The organism is Paenibacillus sp. UNC217MF, assembly GCF_000686865.1.
GTDB lineage: Bacteria > Bacillota > Bacilli > Paenibacillales > Paenibacillaceae > Paenibacillus_B > Paenibacillus_B suaedae.
Genome location: NZ_JMLT01000050.1, coordinates 1 through 1,091 on the forward strand (window position 1 = coordinate 1; position 1,091 = coordinate 1,091).

General features: G+C 36.2%; 1 protein-coding gene. It reads left to right on the forward strand.

Features of this window, described 5'->3' with window-relative positions; all coding sequences use genetic code 11:
- On the forward strand, window positions 1-928 hold a 928-nt coding region (locus BP95_RS30620), incomplete at its 5' end, for a virulence-associated E family protein (protein ID WP_231515127.1).
- Window positions 929-1,091: the final 163 nt, after the last annotated feature.

The following is a 1,091-nucleotide window of genomic DNA, read 5'->3' on the forward strand; positions in this document are numbered from 1 at the left end:
TCACCAAATCAAATCATTCATTGAATCGGTTCAATGGGATGGGGAAATCAGAGTACCGACTTTGTTTATTGATTATCTAGGTGCTGAAGATTCAGAGTACACAAGGGAAATCACAAAAAGATGGTTAACAGGTGCTGTTAAAAGAATCTATTCCCCAGGCTGTCAATTTGAAATAATGCCTATCCTTGTGGGTGCAAAGGGAATCGGTAAAAGTGTTATTGGTTATAAGCTGGCAAATGAAAAATGGTTTACTGATTCATTAATTAATTTAGACCCTAAAATTTCAGGCGAAATCCTTGCAGATAATTGGATATGTGAATTTCCTGAAATGAAAGCATTCAAAAATAAGTCTGATGAAGAAATCAAAATGTTTATTTCAAGTAAAAATGATAAATACCGTGGTGCTTATGAAAGAGGAAATGCAACAGACCACAAAAGACATTCTGTTTTTTATGGTACAAGCAATAGAGCTGAAATTTTAACAGATGAAACAGGGGAAAGAAGAAGATTCCCTATCAAATGTAATGGGAACGGCAATTTAGACCCTTTCAAGGATTTAACACCTGAAACGATTTCACAAGTATGGGCTGAAACAAAATATTATTATGATATGGGTTATCTCACATGGATTGATAAGGATTTACAACAGGTATTCGAGCAAGATATTTTCCGTGATTTCCAAGATATTGACCCTTTACAGGATGAAGTACAAGAATATGCAGAAGCTGTCCTAACAGCCGAAAACAGGGTGCATTTATGTGAACGTGAGATATGGGATAAGGTTGTCACCAATGACCTGAAAAACAAGCCCACAAAACGTGATTCAGACCGAATCAAAGCAATGTTATTATCATTGGGTTATGAACGGATAGAGAAAAAACAAAAGTGTGGAGAATATGGTTCAAGAAGGGCATATATGAAAAAATGATTCCACAAGGGATGAAAGCACCTGAAAAAGGGTGCTTTTTTTCTGTTTGGTTGCCGTTTTGGTTGCCGTGGTTGCCGTTTGGTTGCCGTTTTTTTTCAGAATGGCAACCACAAAAAGTCAATAGTATCAAAGGTTTAACTCTATTAGTTGCCATAATTGCCAT